Origin of the sequence: Nocardioides sp. NPDC047086, assembly GCF_040643685.1 — a bacterium.
In the GTDB taxonomy this organism is placed as follows: Bacteria; Actinomycetota; Actinomycetes; order Propionibacteriales; family Nocardioidaceae; genus Nocardioides.
Genome location: NZ_JBEYUV010000046.1, coordinates 1 through 19,358 on the forward strand (window position 1 = coordinate 1; position 19,358 = coordinate 19,358).

A 19,358-nucleotide genomic window follows, 5' to 3' on the forward strand; every position below is an offset into this window, starting at 1 on the left:
CGACCTGATCCTGACGCTGATAGGAGTGACCTATCTGTTCGCGATCGCGAGGAACAACGGCACGGTCGACCTGATCGTCGAGATGGCACCCAGGTGCCATCTCGACCGACCTGAGTGACGTCTCGGCGACCGGGTGCCGTCCAAGGAGCGGACCGTTCATGTGTTTTCGCATGCACTCGACTAACTCAAGTATTGTCCTCGACATTCGTAACCCGATCGACCTTGACTCGGCAGGGCAAGAAGTGAGGAACCAGATGAAGAAGATCAAGGTTGCAGTGGCACTGGCCGCTGCGAGCATCCTGACCTTGACCGCGTGCGGTGGCTCCGGCGGCGACAGCGACGCGGAGTCGATCTCCATCGTCGGCTTCGCCGTCCCCGAGACGGCCAACAAGGCGATCGCCAAGGAGTTCAACAAGACCCCCGAGGGCGAGGGCGTCACCTTCGAGACCTCCTACGGCGCTTCGGGCGACCAGAGCCGCGCGGTCGAGGCGGGTCTGAAGGCCGACTACGTCCACCTGTCCGTCGGCACCGACGTACAGCGCCTGGAGAAGGCCGGTCTGGTCGACGCGTCCTGGGACGACGGCGACAACAAGGGCATCGTGTCCAGCTCGGTCGTCGTGCTCGGTGTCCGCGAGGGCAACCCGAAGAACATTCAGGGCTGGGACGACCTGGTCAAGCCGGGCGTCGGTGTGGTCACCGCCAACCCGGCCTCGTCCGGCGCCGCTCGCTGGAACGCGCTGGCCGCCTGGGGCTCCGTCGTGAAGAACGGCGGCACCGAGGAGGAGGGCAAGGCGTACCTCGACAAGCTCTTCAAGAACGTCGTCACGCTGACCAACTCCGGCCGCGACGCCACCACCGCCTTCCTGGGCGGCACCGGTGACGTGCTGCTCGCCTACGAGAACGAGGCGATCCTCGCGGCCCAGCAGGGTGAGGGCTTCGACTACATCATCCCGGACTCCACGGTCCTGATCGAGAACCCCGGCGCCATCCTCAAGGACTCCTCCAAGCCGTCCCAGGACTGGCTCGACTTCGTCCTCGACCCGCAGGGTGGACAGAAGCAGTTCGCGCTGACCGGCTTCCGCCCCGTCAACACCGCCGAGCCCGGCGTCGTCGACTGGGACGCGATCGGTCTCAAGCCCGAGGACATCAAGGGTGCCAAGGACCCGTCCGACCCGTTCCCGGCGCCGAAGCAGCTGCTCACCCTGGAGAAAGACTTCGGCGGCCGCGACTGGTCGGGCGTCAAGGAGAAGCTGTTCGGCACCGGTGAGGACGGCGAGGCCCTCGGCATCGTGACCGACTCCATCGCCAAGTCCGGCAAGGCCTCGCAGTAGTCCGGTCATGACGACAACCATCCCTACGGCCGGGCCGGCTGCCCCGCGTTCGACGCGGCGCAGCCGGCCGGCCACCACTCTGACAAGGACCAGCGGCATCGGGCTCGGCGTCACGATGCTCTGGTTCAGCCTGCTCGTCCTCATCCCACTGGTGGCGGTGATCATCACCGCCACCAGTGGTGGCTGGTCCTCCTTCGCGCACCAGCTCACCAACGAGCAGACCGCGTCCGCGATCCTGCTGACGATCCGGGCGGCCATCGTGGTCACCCTGATCAACGTCGTCATCGGCACCGTCATCGCCTGGGTCCTGGTCCGGGACAAGTTCTGGGGCAAGGGCCTGCTCGAGGTGATCATCGACATCCCCTTCGCGCTGCCGACGATCGTCGCCGGCCTCGTGCTGCTCTCCCTCTACGGCGCCGAGTCACCCCTCGGCCTGCACTGGGCGAACACGTCGACGTCGGTCTACCTCGCCCTCGCCTTCGTGACGCTGCCCTTCGTCGTACGCACGGTGCAGCCCGTCCTCGAGGAGCTGGACGCCGACGTCGAGGAGGCCGCGGCCTCGCTGGGTGCCTCCCGGTTCACCACGTTCCGGCGGATCATCCTGCCCGCCCTGGCCCCGGCCATCGCGGCGGGCGCCGCGCTCTCCTTCGCTCGCGGGATGGGGGAGTACGGCTCGCTGGTCCTGCTCTCGGGCAACCTGCCGTTCAAGTCCGAGGTCGCCTCGGTGCGGATCCTGTCCGCGATCGAGAACGACAACCCGGAGGGGGCGGCGGCGATCGCGGCGATGCTGCTCGGCGTCTCGCTGCTCGTCATCGTCGTCCTCGACGTGATCCAGAGGAGGATGGTCCGCCGTGGCTGAGACGCGTCGTGCTCCACGCACCCCGCTGACGTACGTGCTCCGCATCATCGTCATCGCCTACCTCGGGCTCCTGGTGGCCTGGCCGGTGTTCCTGGTCGCCTGGAACGCCTTCTACGTGCCCGATCTCGGGTTCACGACCGAGGCGTTCGCCGCGATCTTCAGCGACCCGCAGATGATGCACGCGATCCAGCTGACCTGTGTCGCCGCGGTGATCGCGACGCTGATCAACCTGGTCTTCGGCGTCTCGATCTCGCTGCTGCTGGTGCGGACGGAATTTCCTGGCAAGCGCGTCCTGAGCGCGCTGATCGACCTGCCGCTGTCGGTCTCGCCGATCGTCGTCGGCCTGGCGCTAGTGCTGGTCTACGGTGGCCGCGACGGGTGGTTCGGGCCGGCGCTCGAGTCGGCCGGGTTCCAGGTCATCTTCGCGACGCCCGGCATCATCATGGCGACCGCGTTCGTGTCGCTGCCGCTGGTGATCCGCGAGGTCATCCCGGTGCTCGAGGAGATCGGCACCGAGCAGGAGCAGGCCGCCGCGTCGCTCGGCGCGAGCAGCTGGCAGTCGTTCTGGCGGGTCACGCTGCCGGGCATCAAGTGGGCCGTCATCTACGGCGTCGTGCTCACCTTGGCTCGATGCCTGGGCGAGTTCGGCGCGGTCAAGATCGTGTCCGGCAACGTGCTCGGCCAGACCCGCACCGCGACCCTCGCCGTCGAGGAGAAGTACCTCAACTTCGACCAGCAGGGCGCGTACGCCATCGCCTTCCTCCTGGCCAGCGTCTCGGTCGTCTGCATCCTCATCGTCTTCGTGCTGCGCGCCCGTGGTGCGCGCGTGCGGTGAAAGGACCACATCCCATGAGCATCGAAGTAAGTGGTGTCAACAAGCGTTACGGCGACTTCGTGGCGTTGGAGGACATCAACCTGACCATCCCGACCGGACAGCTGACCGCTCTGCTGGGTCCCTCCGGCGGCGGCAAGACCACGCTGCTGCGGGTCATCGCCGGGTTGGAGACTCCCGACACCGGCTCGATCAGCATCGAGGGCGTCGAGGCGACCTCGCTGCCGGTCCAGAAGCGCAACGTCGGCTTCGTCTTCCAGCACTACGCCGCGTTCAAGCACCTCTCGGTCGCCAAGAACGTCGCGTTCGGGCTGGAGATCCGCAAGCGCCCCAAGGCGGAGGTCGCGAAGAAGGTCGAGGAGCTGCTCGAGCTCGTGCACCTCTCGCAGTTCGCCAACCGGCTGCCCGCACAGCTCTCCGGCGGCCAGCGGCAGCGGATGGCGCTGGCGCGGGCGCTGGCGATCGAGCCCTCCGTGCTGCTGCTCGACGAGCCCTTCGGGGCCCTGGACGCGAAGGTACGCAAGGAGCTGCGTGACTGGCTGCGACGGCTCCACGACGAGGTCCATGTGACCACCGTCTTCGTGACCCACGACCAGGAGGAGGCCCTCGAGGTCGCCGACGAGATCGTGGTCGTCAACCAGGGCGGCATCGAGCAGATCGGCACCCCCGAGCAGCTCTACGACCAGCCTGCCAACGACTTCGTGATGTCGTTCCTCGGCGACGTGACCACGTTGGACGGGTCCTTGATCCGGCCCCACGACATCGAGGTCACCCCGTCACCGATCTCCGAGCACTCCCTCGAGGGCACCGTCTCGCGCGTCCTGCGGATCGGGTTCGAGGTGCGCCTCACGGTCCTCACCGACGACGGTGAGGTCGTGACCGCCGAGCTGACGCGTACGCATGCCCGGGCGCTCCGGCTCGAGGAGGGCGTCAACGTCTTCGTCACGCCGTCGCCGGGGGCTTACACGATGCCGGCGCCTTCGCCGGCGGCGTAGGGGCAGCTGTTCGTCTAGGTATGCAGAGAAACCGTCACTTCCCGTGCGGAACTCCGCGAGGGAAGTGACGGTTCGGCTGCATACCTAGGCCAACCGCCAGCAGGCTCAGTGAGGCAGCCAGGCCTCGTCGCGAGCGGTGCGAGTGGTGACCTCGTCGGGCAGCTCACGGGAGGCGAGGTCGGCGATGGAGACCTTCTCGAAGACCTCGCGCAGCGAGTCGCGGGCGGCGATCCACACGTGCTGGAGGACGTCGGCGCGCTCGTTGTAGGTGACGCCCTCGGGACGCAGCCCGTAGACAGAGACCAGCGGGCCGTCGACGGCGCGGATCACGTCGGCGACGGACACGTCCGACGCCTTGCGGGCCAGGCGCCAACCACCCGACTGGCCGCGCTGTGAGATGACGACGCCGGCCTTGCGGAGGTCGGCGAGGATCGCCTGCAGGAACCCGTGAGGAATCTCCTGGGCGCGGCCGAGCTCCTCGGCGCTGACAGCTTTTCCGTCCTCGCGCGCGGCCATCTCGATGAGGGCGCGGAGGGCGTAGTCGGACTTGGCAGATACTCGCACGACCACATTCTTGCAGATGAATGCAGAATTTCGCTCAATCTAGTGGTCAAGTCCACTTTCATTCACCAGCGTCTCGGCCCTCACCTTGAGAGCCTGGGCGTGACGGCGGAAGCCCTCGGTGACCCGGTCCGGACCCGCCAGCCCCACCAGTGGACCGGAGAACTCCTCGACCGTCTCGTAGCGCGTCGGCCCGCCGGGCGGCTGGGTCAGGCGCTGGTGGCGTACGCCCCGCACCAGGCCGAGCCGCGCCGGCCAGCCTTCATAGACATCGGCCAGGTACGCAGCCCCGACCCGGTCCTCACCGACCACCGGTGGCTCGAGTGCCGAGATCCGCTCCGGCGAGCGTGCGCGACCGCCGTTCGCCCAGGTCACATGCAAGATGATCGGGTTTCCCGCCGCCGCCGGCTGCGCGGTCTCGGCACGGACGACGAACGGGTTCCACGCGGCGTACTTCTCGGTCTCGACCATCACCCGCCACACCACCTCGAGCGGAGCATCGATCTCGACGGTGGCCTTCGGGTGCTCGTAGGCCACGAGGTCAGCGGTAGTTGATGAACTGCACCGCGAAGTCGTAGTCCTGCCCCTTGACCAGCGAGATCACGGTCTGCAGGTCGTCGCGCTTCTTGGAGGAGACGCGGAGCTCGTCGCCCTGGATCTGCGCCTTGACGCCCTTGGGGCCCTCGTCGCGGATCAGCTTGGAGATCTTCTTCGCGTCCTCGGAGGAGATGCCCTCCTTGAGGGTGATCGAGATCTTCGACTGCTGCCCCGACTGACGCGGCTCGCTCGCGTCGAGGATCTTCAGCGACTGCTGGCGCTTGATCAGCTTGTCCTGGAAGACCGAGAGCACCGCGCTGGCCCGGTCGTCGGCGGACGCGGAGATCTCGATGGCATGCTCACCGCTCCACTCGATGGTCGCGTTGGTCCCCTTGAAGTCGAACCGCGTCGCCACCTCACGTGCGGCTTGGCTCAGCGCGTTGTCGACCTCCTGGCGATCGATCTTGCTCACGATGTCGAACGACGAGTCCGCCATGACTCTCTCCTCTGGATTTCCGACCAGGGCTGTGCCCCGGGAACGTACCTGTCTCACCCTAAGACCTCGTCCCGTTTTCGTACGCCGCCAGGCCCTGCGCTATTGTTTCTTGCTGTCGCGATCCTCCTCGGAGGGCCGCGCGCACAACCCAGGCAGATTGCCCGAGCGGCCAATGGGAGCGGACTGTAAATCCGTCGGCTTTGCCTTCGAAGGTTCGAATCCTTCATCTGCCACGCCTGGGAGAACACCCCGGTGACCAGCGGAAACGTTGGCCATCGGGGTGTTTCGCTTGTCTGGCTGTGTCCGAGCGTCTACGGCGGTCTACGGCTATCTGTGCCCCCGGTGTGCCCCCGGACCCTCTACCTGGCGGGGCTGGAGTCAGGGTCGGTCTTCATCGCCTGCTCGATGCGAGCCTGGTGGGGCCGCTGAGTTCTCGGGATCAACCGCCACCGTCTTGCGCCGGAGGCGAGTCGCGAGGGGCGCGATAGGTTCTGGTGATGGACATGAACGCCTACCAGCAGGCAGAGCGCTGCGCACCGCGGCGTCGAAGGGCACCCCCAACGAGGTGTTCCACCTGCTGCTGGGGCTGGTCGGGGAGACGGGTGAGATCGCCGAGAAGGCGAAGAAGATCATTCGGGACCACGACAGCGACTTCGCGCAGTGGGACCTCGATGATCTCGCCAAGGAGCTAGGCGACACACTGTGGTACCTGGCGGTTCTCGCCGACCATTTCGGGCTTCCGCTCGCGGACGTCGCCGAGCTCAACATCAAGAAGCTCGCCGATCGTCAGCAGCGTGACGCCATCGGTGGCAGCGGCGACAATCGCTGACCCACCGTTGGGCCCGCCCGGCCCGGTTTACCAAGGAGCACCCATGACAGCCGATACGACGCCCTCCGTCAGCGAGAACGACGAGTTCTGGCGGGAGCGGCGGGTCTGCTTCCTGACGACGAGCCGGCCGGACGGGAGTCCGCATCTGGTGCCGGTGGGGGTGACGTTCGATCCGGAGGCCGGGATCGCGCGGGTCATCAGCAGCGCGACCAGCAAGAAGGTCCGCAACGTACGCGCGGCCGATTCTGGCGCGCAGGTGGCGGTCAGCCAGGTCGACGGGCGGCGGTGGTGCACGCTGGAGGGCACGGCGGTCGTCAAGGACGACAAGGAGTCGGTGGCCGAGGCCGAGCGGCGGTACGCCGAGCGTTACCGCACGCCCCGGCCGAACCCGGAGCGCGTCGTCATCGAGATCACTGTGACCCGAGTGCTGGGGAACGTACGTCCTTCAGGTTGGTGAACCGGTCGAGGTGAGCATCGTCCCTCGTGCCGAAAAGCGGGTATGCCTTCCAGGGTGGTCGTCACCGTTGCCGGCAGGGGCGAGGCTGGAACCATGACCACGACACCTGCGTACGCCGTCGCATGGATGAACGGCATGAACGTCAACGACGACATCATCGAGTATCTGCGCCGCGTCGACGCCACCCTCGCGCCGTTCCACGGCGAGATCCTCATTCACGGTCCCGATCTCGTCGTGGCCGAGGGCACCGCGAAGGGCATGCTGGTGGCCATCCGCTTTCCGTCGGCGAAGGCGGCCCAGGGGTGGTACACCTCGCCGGCCTACCAGGAGATCCTTCCGCTCAGGCTGAACAACATCGACCAGGAGCGTTCGTTCGCCGTCCTGGCCGAGGGCGTTGCACCGGGATACTCCGCGAGCCAGAAGATCGCGGAATTCATGTCCTAGCCGCACGCCCGTCGAGTCAGGGATCAGTGAGCACGCTGCGGTCGTTGAGCTCTTGGACGTCGCGCCGGTTGCCGATCGGGAACATGGCCCGGAACTCGGCGATCTGGCGGGGCGAGGCGGTGATGGGGTCGGTGAGCAGGACCCACCGGACGCCTTCGATGTAGGGGGCGGTGGTGAGGGAGCCGTCGTAGCGGTAAGAGGTGTGCTGTGGCGGGAGGAGGGCGCTGATGTCGATGTGGTCGACAGTGTCGACGGGCGAGCACTCGGCGACCAGGTGGTCGGAGAGGCGGCCAAGGGTCGGGTTGGTCGGGCCGGGGCGGATTCAGACGCCGACGACGAGGATGTGATCAGAGGCGTCCTGGTGTACGAGGTGCATCTCGATCGGATATCCCCGATAGGTGAGCAGATGCTCGCTCGGGGTGTGCCAGTGGAGCTCGGTCAAGCCGTACGTCACGCCACCCGTCGTGAGCGACCCGGCGTCAGGCGAGAGCTCGGCGCGTACGGTCTTCTCCTCACTGCGGACGGTGCAGCCTTCTGGCTCGTCCGCGTCCTCGCGGATGTACGTCATCGTGACTGTGGCGTCGCGGGGGTGTCGCGCGTGCAGCTCCGGCAGGCCGGCCGGCCGGGTGTCGCCGAGGGTGATGTGGATGGGGCTCTGGCGGGGCAGGCCGGCCACGGCAGAGGGGTGCGCGGATGCAGCCGCTGACGAGGTCAGAGCGGCGAGCCCCGTTACCTTCTTCGTGACCCCAGAGACAAGGGGTCCTGGTCGCCGGTTCCGGCATGACTGACTGCCCCTGTCGTAGGAATGATCCGGGGGGTGTTGTCACCGGGACCGGTGGCGTGGGACGACCGCTGATAGGGACAGGGCCGCCAGTACGTCGAGGATCTCGACGGGACTGGTAGGTCTCTTCGTAACGTGGGTGCCGGCATCCTTCGCCAGACTTTGTGGCCAGTCGCCGTACTGGAAGAGCGGAGCACAGGATGGACCGACCCGACTACGCCGTGTACCTCGGCCTCGATGTCGGCAAGGAAGAGCACCACGCGACCGGGCTGGATCCGTCCGGGACTCGGGTGCACGACAAGACGCTGCCGCAGGCCGAGGACAAGATCCGCGACCTGCTCCAGGACCTGTCGGCCCGGGGCCGGGTGCTGGTCGTGGTCGACCAGCCAGCGTCGATCGGGGCGCTGGCGGTCGCGGTGGCTCGGGATCTGGGTATCGATGTGGCCTACCTGCCCGGTTTGGCGATGCGCCGGATCGCGGATCTGCACCCGGGTAACGCCAAGACCGACGCCCGCGATGCCTACATCATCGCCGAGGCAGCGCGGTCGATGCCGCATGCGCTGCGTCGGGTCGACACCGGCGATGAGGCCCTGGCCGACCTGGAGGTGATCGTCGGCTATGACGATGACCTGGCCGGTGAGGTCACCCGGATCAGCAACCGCATCCGAGGACTGTTGACCCAGATCAACCCTGGGTTGGAGCGAGTCCTGGGCCCGAAGATCCAGTGCCCAGCGGTGCTCGAGCTGTTGATCCGGTTCGGTGGCCCGACCGGCCTGGCCGCCGCAACCCGCCGCCAGTTGATCGCAGCCACGAAGACCCGCGCACCACGCTCGTATGAGCAGCTCGTCGACGACGTGCAACAGGCGCTGACGGAGCAGAGCGTGACCGTGCCCGGCACCCGCGCCGCCGAGATGGTCCTGCCCCAACTGGCCACCCAGCTGGCCGGCCTGCTGGCCCAACGCGCCACAGCTGCGGCGCAGATCGAGGAGATGCTTGATGCGCACCCTCTTGCCAAGGTCCTGACATCGATGCCCGGCATCGGTGTCAGGACCGGAGCCCGCATCCTCCTCGAAGTCGGCGACGGCACCTCGTTCCCGACCAGCGGTCACCTCGCCGCTTACGCCGGACTCGCCCCCGTCACCCGTCGGTCCGGCACCAGCATCCGCGGTGAACACCCATCCCGAGCTGGGAACAAGCAGCTCAAGCGCGCGTTCTTCCTGGCTGCGTTCGCGGCGCTTCACGATCCGACCAGCCGGGCCTACTACGACCGGAAACGGGCGCAGGGGAAGAAGCACAACGCAGCCCTGGTGTGCCTGGCCCGCCGCCGCATCGACGTACTCCACGCCATGCTCAAACACGGCACCCTCTACGAAGACCGGTCAGCACCTGCTGCGGCTTGACGAAGACCATAGGGACACCCCCCGCGGGGGGAGCACGGTGGCTCCCGGGAGCAGTGCGCGGCGGGCCTGACCGAGGTCGAAGCGCGACATGAAGATCTCCCGAGACCTACCGGATCGAGATGACCCGTGGACCGCCATACGAACCACGAACGTCGGCCGGCAACCCGTAGGCACCCGCTGCCGACCGTGCTGACGTGGCGGCCGGCGCGACGGCTCCTTTGATCGTCGAGGCCCTATACGAGGGGGTGATGTGATGCTAGTCTCATTTTTCAGATCACACACTGATGGTTCCGCTATCACTATGTGATGCAACAGGAGAGTGACCGTCACATCAAGGAGGACGCTGTGTTGAAGAAGGTGCCTGTCGTCGCGTCGCTGCTGGGGGCCACGCTGGCCGCGACCGCTGCCTGTGGCCCCAACAACCCGCGGGCGGGAGGCTCCGGCGCCGCCGACGCTGCCGGGCCGAACACCGTGCGGTTGGGGCTGCTGGGAATCATGAGCGATGCGCCGATCGCCATCGCCCGGGAGCGCGGATACTTCGAGAAGTTCGACGTTGACGTCCAGATCCAGGAGTTCGACTCCGGCGGCGACATGGTCGCGCCCATGGCCAGCGGAGACCTGGACGCGGGCGGTGGTGCGTTCAGTGCCGGGCTGGTGAACTCGATCGCCGCCGGCAACGGGATGGAGATCGTCGCCGACAAGGGCGCTTTCCCCACGCCCGAGCTCGGCTCGCAGCAGTTCATCGTGGCGGAGAGCGTCGCCGACGAGATCGAGGAACTCTCCGACCTCAAGGGCCGCAAGATCGCGGTCGGCACCGCTGAGGGCACCGCGCCGTACGTCGGGGTGATGGACGCTCTGAAGAAGGCCGGCATCGAGGACCCGCGCAACGCGACGACGTCGATGAAGTCCTCCGATGTGCTGGTCGCCATGAAGCAGGGCGCGGCCGACGCTGCATGGTTGAGCGAGCCCAACGCCTCGCTGGCGATCTCGGAGGGGGCGGCCGTGGCGTGGAAGTCGGCCTACGACATCGCGCCCAAGGAACAGGACGCGACGATCTTCTACCGTTCAGAGTGGGCGCAGGAGAACCCTGAGCTCGCGCAGAATTTCATGAACGCCTACGTCTGCGGGGCCAATGACTATCTGGAGGGCGTCGCGGCGGGCGGCGCGGAACTGGAGAAGGTCCAGCAGATCATCGCGGACTACACCGAGACCAATGTCGAGGTAGTCGAGCACGCCCACCTGCCCGGCTATTTCTACGGTGCAGTGCCCGACACGGAGAGCATCGAGCACACCGTCCATCTCTTCGTCGAGGCTGGCGACTCCCCGAAGGCGCTCGCGATTGACGAGATGGTCAACCTCGACTACGTCAACGAGGCGGCCAACGCCTCGTGCGAGTAGGGCGGCCCGCGACATGAGCAACTCGGTGAAGATCAGATTCGACCACATCACCAAGACGTTCACGACCGGCTCGACGTCGGTGACCGCCGTGGAGGACTTCAGCTTCGACGTACTTCAGGGCGAGTTCCTGGCGATCGTCGGACCGTCGGGGTGCGGCAAGACGACCCTGCTCCGCATGCTGGCCGACCTGGAGACGCAGACCGAAGGCACCATCGAGGTGGTGCGCAAGGATGCCTCCCGCCCGGAGTGCTCGATCATCCCCCAAGGGGACAGCATCTTCCCGTGGATGACGGTCCAGGAGAACGTCGAGTTCGGTCTGCGGCTGCGGCACATCTCTCGAAGCGAGCGCCGCGAACGGGCGACCCATTACATCGAGGTCACCGGTCTGAAGGGATTCGAGAAGTCCTACCCGCACCAGCTCTCCGGTGGTATGCGGCAGCGCGTCTCGGTCGCGCGCGCGTTCGTCAACGACCCGGAGATCCTGCTGATGGACGAGCCGTTCGGCGCGCTGGACGAGCAGACCAAGTTCACACTCCAGCAGGAGCTGCTGCGCCTGTGGGAGCAGACGAAGAAGACCGTCGTCTTCATCACCCATGGCCTCGATGAGGCGCTCACCCTCGCCGACCGTGTTCTCGTGATGACCCCGCGGCCGGGACGGATCAGCACCGTGATCGACGTGCCTTTCGAGCGTCCCCGTGACGTGCTCGAGTTGCGTCAGGAGGACGAGTACGGACAGCTGATCAACAAGATCTGGGCCGCTCTGCACGGCCCGGCAGAGAAGGGTACGGAGGCAGCCTGATGAGTGCACAGAGATCAGCCACTCGCGAGGTGGTCCAGAACGCCGGCGCCGGAGCGACGACCTCCGGTCGGCTCGAGGGCGCCTCGGTGCGGATGCCCAAGGCGCAGCGCACGGCCCGCATTTCCGCTTCGACCCAAGAGCGTGTCATGACGTTCGCGGCACCGGTGCTGTTCCTGCTGGTGTGGGAGGCACTGGCCCGGGTCGGCATCCTGGACGTCAAGTTCTTCCCGGCACCGTCGATGATCATCGACCAGTTCGGCTACGAGCTCGGCCCGGAGGGCACTCTCCAGTACGACACGTTCGTCACGCTCCGACGGGTCCTGATCGGCTTCCTGGTGGGCGGCGTCCCGGCGGTGGTCATCGGGCTGTGCATGGGGTTCATGCGCCCGCTGCGACTGCTGGTCGACCCGGTGGTCTCGATGCTGTACGCCCTGCCCAAGAGCGCGATGATGCCGCTGCTGATGCTCATCCTCGGCTTCGGCGAGAGCTCGAAGGTCGCGCTGGTCGCGCTCGGAGTCTTCTTCCCGGTCGTGGTCAACTGCATGGCCGGCGTACGCGGGATCCAGAGCGTCTACGTCGACGTGGCCACGAACTACGGCGCCTCCACACTGCAGTATCTCCGGTTCGTCGCCATGCCCGGCGCGCTGCCGCTGATGCTCTCGGGGCTACGCATCGGTCTGGCCCAGGGCATCATCCTGGTCGCTGTGGCTGAGCTGGTCGGGGCGCGGGAGGGTCTCGGCTACATGATCCAGCACGCCTGGGAGCTGCAGTCGGTGCGAACGATGTACGTCGCGCTCTTCACGATCGGCATCATCGGAATCGTGAGCAGCTTGGTCCTGCGCGAGCTGGAGCAGAAGCTGGTCGCCTGGACGAGGCGCGACTGAATGGAGCTTCGACCTGGAAGTCAGGCCTCGCGACCGGCTCCTCGCGCCAGGTCCTCGGAGATGGCGGCCGCGGTGTCGCAGGCACGCTCGATCACGGTCCGGCGGGACTCCTCGGTCATCCTGAACTCCGGGCAGGCCACCGAGATCGCGCCCACCATCCTCGTGCCGAGATCGATCGCCGCCGCCACCGCCCAGATGCCCTCGCTGAGCTGCTGTGAGCTGGTCGCCCATCCCTGCTCGCGGGTCTGGCGAAGCTCCTCCTCCGTCCACTCCGCTCCGGGTGCCGACGTCGACCGGGCACTCATCCGTGCCAGGTACGCCTCGCGCTCGCCGGGCGTCATGCCGCTGACCAGGACCTTCGCGGAGGCCCCGCGAAGGGCGGGCATCGGCTGGCCGGGCTGGAAGGAGGCACGCAGTGTGCGCGCGGACTCGTACCGCTCCACGCAGACCGGGTTGTCGCCGATCTGCTGCACCAGGGCGACGGTCTCGTCGAGCTCGAGGGAAAGGCTGCTCAGATGCGGTCGGGCAACGTCGAGGATGCTGTTGGCGGCCTCGGCGGCCCGAGTGAGCGGGAAGACCAGCGGAGTGAGCTGATACAGCCCCCGGCGTACGTCGACGATCAGGCCGAGGTCGCGCAGCAGGGCGACGTACCGGTGAACTGACGGCATCGGGATCCCGGCGGCCTCGGACAGCTCCCGAGCGGTCCGCCGGGGGTGATCCTCGGTGAATGCGAAGAGGAGCTCGATGATCCGGCGGGCACTGTCCGATCCGGTGCGTCGGGCGTCCGTGGTCGAGAACTCCGAATTGGTGTCCATCTCATTCCTTTCATTCAAAGTTTCTGCCATAATAATCATCAGGTGAGTTCGACACTATCACATAGTGATACGAATTGTTACCCTCTCTAGGAGGCAAAGGATGTTGAAGTCCGAGGACAACAAGCTCCTCACTCAGGTCGGCCCCGGCACCCCCATGGGCAACATGCTGCGGCGTTACTGGATCCCTGGCCTGCTGACCGAGGAGATTCCCGACCCCGGGTCGGCCCCTGTTCGCGTACGCCTCCTCGGGGAGAACCTGGTCGCCTGGCGTGGTCACGACGGCAAGGTCGCCGTCATCAACGAGCGCTGCCCGCACCGGGGCGCCTCGCTATTCTTCGGGTGCGCCGAGGGCGCGGACTCGCGTGACGGCAACGTCGGCCTGCGGTGCTCCTACCACGGCTGGAAGTTCAATGGGGCGGGTGAGGTCGTCGACATGCCCAACGAGCCGCGCGAGAGCAACTTCAAGAACAAGGTGTCCATCACCGCCTATCCCGCGAGGGAGCGTGGCGACGTCGTGTGGATCTATATGGGACCCGAGGGCACCGCACCGGAGCTGCCCGAGCTCGAGTGGGCGATGCTCCCTGAGGGGCACCGCTTCGTGTCCAAGCGGATCCAGCGCTGCTCCTACCTCCAGGCGATGGAGGGTGGCATCGACTCCAGCCACGTCTCCTTCCTGCACAACGACGCCCCGCTGTGGAGCCCGCCGTGGACCCACCAGATGGACGGGCCGCGCAAGCACCTGACCAAGGGCAACCCGAAGTTCTTCATCGAGCCGACGGACTACGGCATGCTCCTCGGCGCCCGTCGCGACACGACCGGCGGCGACTACTACTGGCGCGTCACCCAATGGCTCATGCCGTGGTACACGATGGTCCCGCGCGACGAGCAGGAGCCGATCGGCGCCCATGCCTGGGTCCCGATCGACGACGAGACCTGCTTCACCTGGAACGTCAGCTATGTCCCGGAGCGTCCGCTGCGCAAGGCCGAGCTGGACTATTACCGCGAGGGTGGTCACATCCACGCGAAGAAGTCCCCCGAGAGCCCGTTCCTGACGCTGGCCAACGCGGACAACGACTATCTGATCGACCGCACCCTGCAGAAGGCCGGCATCTCCCAGTCTGGCATCGAGGGCATCGCCATGCAGGACGTCGCGATGCAGGAGAGCATGGGCCCGATCGTTGACCGCGAGGGGGAGCACCTCGGCACCTCCGACGCGGGCATCATCGCCGCTCGGCGACGCCTGCTCTCCGAGGTCCGGGCACTGGCTGAGTCCGATGAGACCCCCTCGGGCCTCGACCCGGTCAGCCACCGCGTGCGCTCGACCAGTGCGGTCCTGCCGACCGACGTCTCCTGGGTCGAGGCGACCGAGGAGAGTCGCAAGGCCGCCGTGGAGCACTACCTGGTCGCCGAGTGAGTTGATCCAGCAGCGAAGGGAACCAGCATGACGACACGAGTTGCACACGGCGTCGCCACAGATCTCGTCCGGGCCAGCGTCGTGGTCGCCCCTGGCGTCAGCGAGCTGCGTACGCTGCCGCTGCCGGAGATCGACGAGGATGCCGGCCTCCTGCGGGTCGAGGGAGCCGGGGTCTGCGGCACGGACGTGGGGAACTACTTCCGGGACACGGAGCCCCGGATCCTCGGGCATGAGAACGTCGGCCGGGTGGTCGCGCTGGGCCGGCGGGCCGCCGAGCGCTGGGGCATTGAGGAAGGCGCTCGGGTCGCGGTGGAGGAGTATCTGCCCTGCGGCCACTGCGCGGTTTGCCGCACGACCGATTACCGGCTCTGCGCCGCCACCGATTCCCGGGCCGGGGGCACCCGGTTCGGAAGCACCCCGGTCACCGTCGAGCCGGCGCTGTGGGGCGGCTACAGCCAGTACCTCTACCTTCACCCGCGGACCGTCCTCCACCGGATCCCCGAGGACATGGACGCGCACCTCGCCGCTATGACGCTGCCGGTCGCCAACGGCTACGAGTGGGCGGTGATCGAGGGCAGGGCCGGCCCGGGCCGAACCATCGTCGTGATCGGGCCCGGTCAGCAGGGCCTCGCCTGCGTCTACGCGGCCAAAGCCGCTGGCGCCGACCAGGTCATTGTGCTCGGTCTCGGTCGTGACGCACGCCGCCTCGAGCTCGCCAGGGAGTACGGCGCCGCGGTGGTCGTCGACGTCGACGAGCAGGACCCTGTGGCGGTGGTCGAGAAGGTCACCGGCGGCGCCGGCGCCGACCTCGTGCTCGACACCGCCCGCGGCGACGCGACCACCATCGGGTGGGGCGTCGAGATGGTCGCCCGACGCGGCCAGATCCTGATCTCCACCGCCACCGACGTCGTCGACGGGATGGCGATGAAGGCACTGCAGTGGAAGGTCGCCTCCATCCGTGGCGTACGCGGGCACAGCAACTCCGCGGTCGCCTGGGCGATCACCACGCTCAGCCGTCCGGACACGCCGCTGGCTGCGATGTCGACCCACGTCTTCGGCCTCGACGAGGTCGACCAGGCGATCCGGGCGACCGGCGGCCAGATGGGCGACGACGTGGTGCATGTGACCGTCGACCCCTGGCACGGCGCCCCGCTCGCCACCCTCAGCGCTGACCCGATCGGAGCCTCCTGATGACCGAACCTCTGCTGGACGCCGCCCTCGAGAGGCGCCTGCGCCACGAGCTGGCGATCCCGTACGTCGCCCTCGTCGACTGCTACCCGCAGGACGGCGACTGGATCCGGCGCGCCGCCTATCCCGAGCTGCCCGGCTGCACAGTCGAGTCGTACAGCACGCTCGAGGTGATGGACCTGCTCGAACAGCTCCGCATCGACACCATCGTGGACGCCGTCCTCGATGGTCGGGAGCTGCCCACCGAACGCCGACCGCTCAGCGGTGGCAGCTCAGGGCTCAGCGACGCGACCCTACGCACGGTCATCAGCGACGCGATCGCCCGCCGCACGACGAAAGGACACACGGCATGACCAACATCGAGATCACCACCGACCCCGCGGAGCGCGGCTACCTCCGGATCGCGACCGAGGAGGCATGGTCGCCGCAGGAGGTGATGGACGAGTGGGCTCGGATGATCCGAGCCGATGAAGGAGGCCAAGGCTTCCACAGCCTGATCGGTCACTACACCACCAGCGACTCCGCACGAGCGAGGTTCGTACGCGAGGGCCTGGTCAGCGCCGACGAGCTCCGGCTCGGCCACATGGCCGCAGGCGGCGTCGACCACGCCATCCTCTCGCTCACCTCGCCGGGCACCCAGGTCTTCTCGGTCGACACGGCGCGTGAGATGGCGAGGCTGTCCAACGACTGTCTTGCCGAGATCTGCCGGGACAACCCGCAGAGGTTCTCCGGGATGGCCTCGGTCGGCTGGGAGGATGCCGGCACAGCCGTCAAGGAGCTGGAGCGCGCGGTCGGCGACCTCGGGCTCAAGGGTCTGATGCTGAACTCGCACATCAAGGGCCACTACCTCGACGAGCAGCAGTTCTGGCCGGTGCTGGAGGCGTGCGAGGCGCTCGACGTGCCGCTCTACCTGCATCCGCAGACGCCGAACGACGACATCATCTCGACGTTCTACGACGCGGGTCTGGACGGGTCGGTCTTCGGGTTCCAGGTGGAGACCTCATTGCACGCCCTGAAGATGATCACCTCGGGCGTCTTCGACCGGTACCCGAACCTGCGGATGGTACTGGGCCACATGGGTGAGGGGCTGCCGTTCTGGGCCTACCGGCTCGACTACATGCATGGCGGGATGGTGCGCTCGGGTCGTTACGAGGTGATCAAGAAGCTCGACCGCACGATCACGGAGTATCTGCAGCAGAACGTGTGGATCACCTCCTCGGGGATGCCGGCGCCCGAGCCGATCCTGTTCACCCGGAAGGTGGTGGGGGCAGATCGGGTGATGTACGCGATGGACTACCCGTACAACTACGAGCCGGCCGAGGTCGCGATGCAGGAGTCGATCCCGTTCACGCCTGCTGAAAGGAAGGCGTTCTTCCAGGACATCGCCATTGACGTGTTCGGTCTCGACCGAGACGCCATCGGCGCCGTGTGAACCGCGGGCAGACCATGACCACAGAGAACGCACAACGCCTCGTCATACGCCGGGCGAGCTGGGAGGCAGACGGCGTGATGTCCCTAGAGCTGGTCTCCGCCGACGGCGGCGACCTCCCCGGGTGGGAGCCCGGCGCCCACCTCGACATCGTGGTGCCGTCCGGCCTGGTCCGTCAGTACAGTCTGTGCGGCGACACCGCCGACCGGTCCCGCTACCGGATCGCGGTGCTCCGCGAGCCGGAGAGTCGCGGCGGCTCCGCGGAGATCCATGACACCGCGCTGATCGGGCGGACCATCGAGGTGCGTGGGCCACGCAACCACTTCCCGCTCGAGCCGGCGGTGGCGTACGTGTTCGTCGCGGGAGGCATCGGGATCACCCCGCTGCTGCCGATGGTGGCCGCCGCGGAGCGGGCCGGTGTGGCGTACCAGGTCGTCTACGGCGGGCGAAGCCTGGCGTCGATGGCCTTCCGCGACGAGCTGCCGGTCGGTGCGCACGTGCGGCTGATAGCCGAGGACACCGGTGGCCGTCCCGATCTGGCGACCGTCGTGAAGGAGTCGCCGGAAGGCGCGGTGGTCTACGCCTGCGGCCCGAACGGGATGCTGGACGCGCTCGCCGAGGCCTGCGAGCGCGTCGGCCGCGAGCTGCGGCTGGAGCGCTTCGGAAGCGACGGGGAGGGCGCGGCCGAGGCCGCCACGGGCGCGTCTTTCGAGGTCGAGCTGCGCCGCACCGGCGCCGTGGTCCGGGTGGGCGAGTCCGACAGGATGCTCGACCGGATCCTGGAGACCTGCCCGGACCTGATGACCTCCTGCGAGGAGGGCTTCTGCGGCACGTGCGAGACGACGGTCCTCGAGGGGATTCCGGAGCACCACGACACGATCCTCAACGAGAAGGAGCGGGCTACGGGCAAGACCATGATGGTCTGCGTCGGACGGTCGAAGTCGTCTCGTCTCGTGCTCGACCTGTGACGTCCGTCAGCCGACCCTGGGGTCAGGCCAGGTCGGCGGCGAGCTGCTTGCCGGCCTCGGTGAGCAGCGGGACGGCGCGCTCGATGAGCTCGTCGCTCATCCGCCCGGTGGGGCCGCTGATCGACATCGCCAGGCGTGGGGCGTAGTCGGGGACGGCGACGGCGACGCAGCGTACGCCTGCCTCCTGCTCGCCCTCGTCGATGGCGTAGCGGCGCTCGCGGACCTGCTCGAGCTGGTCGAGGTAGTCCTCGCGCGAGGTGATCGTGGTGGAGGTGTAGGGGACCATGTCGGTGCGTCGGAGGATGTCGCGGACCTGCTCGGGCGCCATGTCGGCGAGGATCGCCTTGCCGACGGCGGTGCAGTGCGGGGAGACCCGGCGGCCGACCTCGGTGAACATGCGCATCGACTGGCGCGACTCGGTGTGGGCGACGTAGACGATCTGGTCGCCGTCGAGCATCGCCAGGTTGGCCGACTCGCCGACCTCGTCGACGAGCCGGGCGAGGTGCGGGCGGGCCCAGGTGCTGAGCATGCGCGAGGAGCTCTCGCCGAGCCGGATCAGCTTCGGGCCGAGGACGTACTGCCGGTTGGCCTCCTGGCGGAGGTAGCCCAGGTCGACGAGGGTGCGCACCAGTCGGTGGATGGTCGGCAGCGGCAGGCCGGAGGCGGCTGCGAGCTGGGAGAGACCCATGGTCCCGCCGGCGTCGGCCATCGTCTCCAGCAGTGCGAAGGCGCGCTCGATCGACTGCACGGCCCCGGTGCGTGCCTTCGGCGCCTTCTCGTTCTCGCTCACCTGAGCTCCCCGATCTCTGGGTACTGTCTTCCGGATGACGGAAGTCTAGCGTCGTGTAGAGGAAACCCAGCTGGTTGCGTCCCTCGTCTGGCCAGATTATTATCCGCAATGCGGAAAGAAGAATCCATTTAAGGGAAAACTGTAGCCCCCA

General features: G+C 67.4%; 22 protein-coding genes, 1 tRNA gene and 1 pseudogene. 18 read left to right on the forward strand and 6 right to left on the reverse strand.

Annotated elements, in window-relative coordinates:
- Positions 1–10 precede the first annotated feature (10 nt).
- From ABZ796_RS24460 to ABZ796_RS24480, 5 genes are all read left to right on the forward strand, one after another.
- Positions 11–118: a hypothetical protein gene (locus ABZ796_RS24460; protein WP_357340540.1), complete on the forward strand. Its 108-nt coding sequence runs from the start codon at positions 11–13 to the stop codon at positions 116–118.
- 136 nt (positions 119–254) lie between these two features.
- Positions 255–1,331, forward strand: a complete 1,077-nt coding sequence (locus ABZ796_RS24465; protein ID WP_357340493.1) for a sulfate ABC transporter substrate-binding protein — start codon at positions 255–257, stop codon at positions 1,329–1,331.
- A 7-nt stretch (positions 1,332–1,338) separates the two neighbouring features.
- Complete coding sequence (gene cysT, locus ABZ796_RS24470; RefSeq protein WP_357340494.1) at positions 1,339–2,190, forward strand: sulfate ABC transporter permease subunit CysT; 852 nt, start codon at positions 1,339–1,341, stop codon at positions 2,188–2,190.
- Positions 2,183–3,025, forward strand: coding sequence for a sulfate ABC transporter permease subunit (locus ABZ796_RS24475; RefSeq protein ID WP_357340495.1), 843 nt, complete (start codon positions 2,183–2,185; stop codon positions 3,023–3,025). Before cysT ends, ABZ796_RS24475 begins: the two co-directional genes overlap by 8 nt.
- 14 nt (positions 3,026–3,039) lie before the next feature.
- On the forward strand, positions 3,040–4,017 hold the full coding sequence (locus ABZ796_RS24480; protein ID WP_357340496.1) for a sulfate ABC transporter ATP-binding protein: 978 nt from the start codon (positions 3,040–3,042) through the stop codon (positions 4,015–4,017).
- 105 nt (positions 4,018–4,122) lie between these two features.
- On the opposite strand, the gene ABZ796_RS24485 is transcribed toward ABZ796_RS24480, so the two are convergent.
- Genes ABZ796_RS24485 through ABZ796_RS24495 form a run of 3 tightly spaced genes read right to left on the reverse strand, consistent with a single transcriptional unit; the run spans position 4,123 to position 5,611 of the window.
- The gene (locus tag ABZ796_RS24485; protein WP_045549074.1) at positions 4,123–4,581 is read right to left on the reverse strand and encodes an Rrf2 family transcriptional regulator; all 459 of its coding nucleotides are present in this window, start codon (positions 4,579–4,581) and stop codon (positions 4,123–4,125) included.
- A 39-nt stretch (positions 4,582–4,620) separates the two neighbouring features.
- Complete coding sequence (locus ABZ796_RS24490; protein ID WP_357340497.1) at positions 4,621–5,115, reverse strand: SRPBCC domain-containing protein; 495 nt, start codon at positions 5,113–5,115, stop codon at positions 4,621–4,623.
- 4 nt (positions 5,116–5,119) lie between these two features.
- Entirely contained in the window at positions 5,120–5,611 is a 492-nt protein-coding gene (locus ABZ796_RS24495; RefSeq protein ID WP_141791486.1) for a YajQ family cyclic di-GMP-binding protein, read from the reverse strand.
- A gap of 151 nt (positions 5,612–5,762) precedes the next feature.
- Here ABZ796_RS24495 and ABZ796_RS24500 point away from each other — a divergent pair.
- The 4 genes from ABZ796_RS24500 (at position 5,763) to ABZ796_RS24515 (ending at position 7,341) form a co-directional block, all read left to right on the forward strand.
- A tRNA-Tyr gene (locus tag ABZ796_RS24500) sits at positions 5,763–5,844 on the forward strand.
- Positions 5,845–6,176: 332 nt separating this feature from the next.
- Entirely contained in the window at positions 6,177–6,440 is a 264-nt protein-coding gene (locus ABZ796_RS24505; RefSeq protein WP_357340498.1) for a nucleoside triphosphate pyrophosphohydrolase family protein, read from the forward strand.
- Positions 6,441–6,483: 43 nt separating this feature from the next.
- Positions 6,484–6,897, forward strand: coding sequence for a PPOX class F420-dependent oxidoreductase (locus ABZ796_RS24510; protein WP_357340499.1), 414 nt, complete (start codon positions 6,484–6,486; stop codon positions 6,895–6,897).
- Positions 6,898–6,990: 93 nt separating this feature from the next.
- On the forward strand, positions 6,991–7,341 hold the full coding sequence (locus tag ABZ796_RS24515) for a DUF1330 domain-containing protein (RefSeq protein ID WP_357340500.1): 351 nt from the start codon (positions 6,991–6,993) through the stop codon (positions 7,339–7,341).
- 16 nt (positions 7,342–7,357) lie between these two features.
- Here the strand turns inward: ABZ796_RS24515 and ABZ796_RS24520 are convergent.
- Positions 7,358–8,017 (reverse strand): annotated as a pseudogene (locus ABZ796_RS24520) (carbonic anhydrase family protein).
- Positions 8,018–8,322: 305 nt separating this feature from the next.
- Between ABZ796_RS24520 and ABZ796_RS24525 the strand changes: the two are divergent.
- The 4 genes from ABZ796_RS24525 to ABZ796_RS24540 all read left to right on the forward strand — a co-directional run bounded on the left by ABZ796_RS24525 (position 8,323) and on the right by ABZ796_RS24540 (position 12,603).
- Positions 8,323–9,522, forward strand: a complete 1,200-nt coding sequence (locus tag ABZ796_RS24525; RefSeq protein ID WP_357340501.1) for an IS110 family transposase — start codon at positions 8,323–8,325, stop codon at positions 9,520–9,522.
- 306 nt (positions 9,523–9,828) lie between these two features.
- The gene (locus ABZ796_RS24530) at positions 9,829–10,920 is read left to right on the forward strand and encodes an ABC transporter substrate-binding protein (protein WP_357340502.1); all 1,092 of its coding nucleotides are present in this window, start codon (positions 9,829–9,831) and stop codon (positions 10,918–10,920) included.
- A 25-nt stretch (positions 10,921–10,945) separates the two neighbouring features.
- Positions 10,946–11,719: an ABC transporter ATP-binding protein gene (locus ABZ796_RS24535; protein ID WP_357340503.1), complete on the forward strand. Its 774-nt coding sequence runs from the start codon at positions 10,946–10,948 to the stop codon at positions 11,717–11,719.
- Positions 11,719–12,603: an ABC transporter permease gene (locus ABZ796_RS24540; protein WP_357340504.1), complete on the forward strand. Its 885-nt coding sequence runs from the start codon at positions 11,719–11,721 to the stop codon at positions 12,601–12,603. Before ABZ796_RS24535 ends, ABZ796_RS24540 begins: the two co-directional genes overlap by 1 nt.
- 20 nt (positions 12,604–12,623) lie before the next feature.
- Here the strand turns inward: ABZ796_RS24540 and ABZ796_RS24545 are convergent, their stop codons facing one another.
- Positions 12,624–13,418: an IclR family transcriptional regulator gene (locus ABZ796_RS24545; RefSeq protein ID WP_357340505.1), complete on the reverse strand. Its 795-nt coding sequence runs from the start codon at positions 13,416–13,418 to the stop codon at positions 12,624–12,626.
- Positions 13,419–13,518: 100 nt separating this feature from the next.
- Between ABZ796_RS24545 and ABZ796_RS24550 the strand changes: the two genes are divergently transcribed.
- The 5 genes from ABZ796_RS24550 to ABZ796_RS24570 are packed head-to-tail and all read left to right on the forward strand — an operon-like array spanning position 13,519 to position 18,417.
- Positions 13,519–14,832: a Rieske 2Fe-2S domain-containing protein gene (locus ABZ796_RS24550; RefSeq protein WP_357340507.1), complete on the forward strand. Its 1,314-nt coding sequence runs from the start codon at positions 13,519–13,521 to the stop codon at positions 14,830–14,832.
- Positions 14,833–14,859: 27 nt separating this feature from the next.
- Positions 14,860–16,023, forward strand: coding sequence for a zinc-binding dehydrogenase (locus ABZ796_RS24555; RefSeq protein WP_357340509.1), 1,164 nt, complete (start codon positions 14,860–14,862; stop codon positions 16,021–16,023).
- Positions 16,023–16,373: a hypothetical protein gene (locus ABZ796_RS24560; protein WP_357340511.1), complete on the forward strand. Its 351-nt coding sequence runs from the start codon at positions 16,023–16,025 to the stop codon at positions 16,371–16,373. The genes ABZ796_RS24555 and ABZ796_RS24560 overlap by 1 nt, the downstream gene beginning before the upstream one ends.
- Positions 16,370–17,452, forward strand: a complete 1,083-nt coding sequence (locus tag ABZ796_RS24565; RefSeq protein ID WP_357340512.1) for an amidohydrolase family protein — start codon at positions 16,370–16,372, stop codon at positions 17,450–17,452. The genes ABZ796_RS24560 and ABZ796_RS24565 overlap by 4 nt, the downstream gene beginning before the upstream one ends.
- Positions 17,453–17,466: 14 nt before the next feature.
- The gene (locus ABZ796_RS24570) at positions 17,467–18,417 is read left to right on the forward strand and encodes a PDR/VanB family oxidoreductase (RefSeq protein WP_357340513.1); all 951 of its coding nucleotides are present in this window, start codon (positions 17,467–17,469) and stop codon (positions 18,415–18,417) included.
- A gap of 22 nt (positions 18,418–18,439) precedes the next feature.
- Here the strand turns inward: ABZ796_RS24570 and ABZ796_RS24575 are convergent, their stop codons facing one another.
- A complete protein-coding gene (locus ABZ796_RS24575; protein ID WP_357340514.1) occupies positions 18,440–19,207 on the reverse strand; it encodes an IclR family transcriptional regulator in 768 nt (255 codons plus the stop codon).
- Positions 19,208–19,358: the final 151 nt, after the last annotated feature.

Excerpts from the sequence above, each read along its gene's own strand:
- ABZ796_RS24480 (WP_357340496.1), top strand. The coding sequence starts at position 3,040 with ATGAGCATCGAAGTAAGTGGTGTCAACAAGCGTTACGGCGACTTCGTG.
- ABZ796_RS24465 (WP_357340493.1), top strand. The coding sequence starts at position 255 with ATGAAGAAGATCAAGGTTGCAGTGGCACTGGCCGCTGCGAGCATCCTG.
- ABZ796_RS24560 (WP_357340511.1), top strand. The coding sequence starts at position 16,023 with ATGACCGAACCTCTGCTGGACGCCGCCCTCGAGAGGCGCCTGCGCCAC.
- cysT (WP_357340494.1), top strand. The coding sequence starts at position 1,339 with ATGACGACAACCATCCCTACGGCCGGGCCGGCTGCCCCGCGTTCGACG.
- ABZ796_RS24510 (WP_357340499.1), top strand. The coding sequence starts at position 6,484 with ATGACAGCCGATACGACGCCCTCCGTCAGCGAGAACGACGAGTTCTGG.
- ABZ796_RS24570 (WP_357340513.1), top strand. The coding sequence starts at position 17,467 with ATGACCACAGAGAACGCACAACGCCTCGTCATACGCCGGGCGAGCTGG.
- ABZ796_RS24525 (WP_357340501.1), top strand. The coding sequence starts at position 8,323 with ATGGACCGACCCGACTACGCCGTGTACCTCGGCCTCGATGTCGGCAAG.
- ABZ796_RS24555 (WP_357340509.1), top strand. The coding sequence starts at position 14,860 with ATGACGACACGAGTTGCACACGGCGTCGCCACAGATCTCGTCCGGGCC.
- ABZ796_RS24565 (WP_357340512.1), top strand. The coding sequence starts at position 16,370 with ATGACCAACATCGAGATCACCACCGACCCCGCGGAGCGCGGCTACCTC.
- ABZ796_RS24495 (WP_141791486.1), bottom strand. The coding sequence starts at position 5,611 with ATGGCGGACTCGTCGTTCGACATCGTGAGCAAGATCGATCGCCAGGAG.
- ABZ796_RS24545 (WP_357340505.1), bottom strand. The coding sequence starts at position 13,418 with ATGGACACCAATTCGGAGTTCTCGACCACGGACGCCCGACGCACCGGA.
- ABZ796_RS24550 (WP_357340507.1), top strand. The coding sequence starts at position 13,519 with ATGTTGAAGTCCGAGGACAACAAGCTCCTCACTCAGGTCGGCCCCGGC.
- ABZ796_RS24540 (WP_357340504.1), top strand. The coding sequence starts at position 11,719 with ATGAGTGCACAGAGATCAGCCACTCGCGAGGTGGTCCAGAACGCCGGC.
- ABZ796_RS24515 (WP_357340500.1), top strand. The coding sequence starts at position 6,991 with ATGACCACGACACCTGCGTACGCCGTCGCATGGATGAACGGCATGAAC.
- ABZ796_RS24530 (WP_357340502.1), top strand. The coding sequence starts at position 9,829 with ATGCAACAGGAGAGTGACCGTCACATCAAGGAGGACGCTGTGTTGAAG.